Source organism: Achromobacter sp. (assembly GCF_032113835.1).
GTDB lineage: Bacteria > Pseudomonadota > Gammaproteobacteria > Burkholderiales > Burkholderiaceae_B > Achromobacter.
Genome location: NZ_DAMCTG010000171.1, coordinates 1 through 2,830 on the forward strand (window position 1 = coordinate 1; position 2,830 = coordinate 2,830).

Annotated in this window: 3 protein-coding genes; 1 reads left to right on the forward strand and 2 read right to left on the reverse strand. The window is 65.1% G+C overall.

Going from position 1 to position 2,830, the window contains the following annotated elements:
- Window positions 1-298 precede the first annotated feature (298 nt).
- Window positions 299-1,477: an MFS transporter gene (locus RT697_RS27070; RefSeq protein ID WP_313702702.1), complete on the reverse strand. Its 1,179-nt coding sequence runs from the start codon at window positions 1,475-1,477 to the stop codon at window positions 299-301.
- 163 nt (window positions 1,478-1,640) lie between these two features.
- On the opposite strand from RT697_RS27070, the gene RT697_RS27075 reads away from it, so the two are divergent.
- A complete protein-coding gene (locus tag RT697_RS27075; RefSeq protein WP_313702703.1) occupies window positions 1,641-2,192 on the forward strand; it encodes a DNA starvation/stationary phase protection protein in 552 nt (183 codons plus the stop codon).
- 90 nt (window positions 2,193-2,282) lie between these two features.
- On the opposite strand, the gene RT697_RS27080 is transcribed toward RT697_RS27075, so the two are convergent.
- A partial coding sequence (locus RT697_RS27080) for a RidA family protein (protein ID WP_313702704.1) occupies window positions 2,283-2,830 on the reverse strand: 548 nt, incomplete at its 5' end.

Consider the following 2,830-nt stretch of genomic DNA (forward strand, 5'->3'; position numbering starts at 1 on the left):
CGTTTAGATGCGCCCGGCGGAAACCGAAGGGAGCCGAAGGCGGACGAGGTTGAGCCCGGGGCAGTCCGGAGCGAAGGCTCCGGACCGCCATCGGAGCCCCGCCCACCCCAGGCCCACGGCGCGCCGGGCGTCTCAAGAACGCAGACCATCGCCAGCAATCAGCAATCAGCAATCCGCAACCAGCACCCAGCACCCAACACCCAGCACCCAGCACCCAGCACCCAACACCCAGCAAAATCCAAACCACCCACCAACAATCACATCCGCAGATATAAACATCTAAAAAAAATCCCGACCCTCATCCCGTACTCCGCTTCCGTAGCTTCTCGGAGTAAATCACCAGCGGCACTGCTCCGGCCGCGCATATCGCCATGACCAGGAAACCGCCAGGGGCATAGGCCCGGTACAGGGCGCCGCCCAGCTGGATGCTGGCGAACATGAAGACGCCGCCTGAAAGCATGGCGTAGAGGGCGATAGCGGACGTCTTGCAGGCTGCCGGAACGTGGCGGGTGATGTACCACATGATCGCGGCGTTGTTGCCCGCCAAGGTGAAGCATTGCAGCAATTGCAGGCCCGCGATAATCGCAGGATCCGTGGTGGCGGATAGTCCCGTCCAGCGAATGGCGGTCATGAGGGCCGAGGCCAGGATCAGCCACTGCGCACCCGTGCGAGCCAATATGCGAGGCGCCAGAAAGAAGAACAAAACCTCGCTCGTCACCCCCACCACCCACAGCAGCGAAATCATCGCCGTCGACAATCCGTTTGCGGTCCAGTGCAGCGTCGAATACGAATACAGAAAGCCATTGCTCGCCTGCACCAGCGAAGCCGCCGCGATGCACAACAGTAGGGGGCGATCCCGCAGGACTTCTCGCATGGGCAGGCGTGTGCGGTCGGCCGGGGCTTCGTTGGACGCGGGCCGTGCCGCCCGAGGCAGCAGGCGCACGCACGCCAGACACGCGACGATCAGGAGGATCGACAGCCACATCACCCAGTCCGTGTCGAACGTCTTGATCAGATAACCGCCCGCCACCGTCACCGCCGCAAAGCCCAGCGATCCGCACGCGCGCATCACCGTGTAGGAATTGCCTTGTCCACGCCCGCTTGCGATGGCCATGCGGTCCATCAACGGCAGGACGGCGGGGAACACCGCGTTCAGCAGTAACGTGATCGCCAGCAGCCAACCTGAACTCTGGCTGAATGGATAGCACACAAAAAGCACCAGCGACGCGGCAAGCGCCGACGCGATCAGCGCGTGGGCGCGGCCGGTCTGATCCGCGACGTGCGCCACGATCGGGGTCGACACGATCTTGGGCAGGAACGACGTGGCGACGATCAGCCCGATCAGCGCCGGGTCCAGTCCCCGGCTGGCGAACCACAAGGGCAAAAACGGGATGCTTACGCCCTGCAGGCCGTAATACAGGAAGTAGAACCCGTGCAACGCGATGGCGCCTTGCCTGGCGTCGGGATTGCCGCGCATGGTGATGAAGGAATCTGGGGGAACACGAAGCGGCGTAGCATACTCCTTCGCCGCGCCCGGCCCATTGGCAAAGCGCCTGCCCGGATTTACGCTAACGCCACGCGGCCCGATTCCGTTCGCGCCGCGATCGTGTTTTCCGTTTCATATCCAGGAGCTGCGATTCATGGCCAAGAAACTGAATGACAAGACCACCAAGACGCTGAAGGACCGCCGCAAGGCGCCGCTGGCGACGCCCACCGATCTGGCGTCGGACGCCACCCGCGACATCTCCGCCGCGCTGAACCAGATACTGGCCGACGTGTTTGCGCTGTATCTGAAGACCAAGAACTTCCACTGGCACGTCAGCGGTCCGCACTTTCGGGACTACCACCTGCTGCTCGACGAACAGGGCGACCAGCTGTTCGCCATGACCGACCCCATCGCCGAACGCATCCGCAAGATCGGCGGCACCACGCTGCGGTCCATTGGGCATATTTCCCGGTCGCAACGCATTGCCGACAACGACGCCGACTACGTGCAGCCGTTGGACATGCTGGCCGAACTGCGAGAAGACAACAAGGTGCTGGCGGCCTCGCTGCGCGAAGCGCATAACGTCACCGACGAGCACCGCGATATCGCCAGCTCCAGCCTCATTGAAAACTGGATCGACGAGACCGAACGGCGCACGTGGTTCCTGTTCGAAGCCAGCCGTCAGGGCGATTCGACTGGGCATTAAGCCTGTCCGCCGAAACGGCAGTTCAGACGTACCGTTATCGTCGTATCAATCCCGCCCGCCCCACGGCGCGGGCGGGTCGGCCTGGCAGGGCTAGCCGCGGTCGTCCAGCAGCGCGCTGAGTTCGATCTCGGCCCAACTCCGGCCTGGCAGGCTGGTCACGCCCACCGCGCTGCGGGCCGGTCGCGGCATGTGCGGAAATGCGGCTTCCAGCACTTGGGATGCGCCGTCCAGCACCGCGCTGTGGGCGTCGAATTCCGAATCACTGCGCAGATACCCGCGCAATTGCAGGATGGCGCGCACGCGGCTCAGGTCGCCGCCGCAGGCCTGGTTCAGCGCACTTAGCGCGCTGAGTGCCGCCCGCGCGCACGCTTCTCTGGCCGCGTCGACATCGTCCCCAGACCGGCATATTCCCACGATAGGCGTGCCGTCCCGCCGGCTGGCCTGGCCGCTGATGCACACCAGCGTTGCGCCGGTCAGGTCCGCCAGGTGATAGGGCGCGTAGGCGCCGCGCGGAACTGGCGCTGCGGGCAGGCGCCAGCCGGCCGCGGCCAGCCGCGATTCGGCCGTGCCGCCGGCGGTCACCGGATCCATTGCGTTTCGCCGCTCAGCCAACAGCCGGGGGCGTCGGCGCGCCGGCG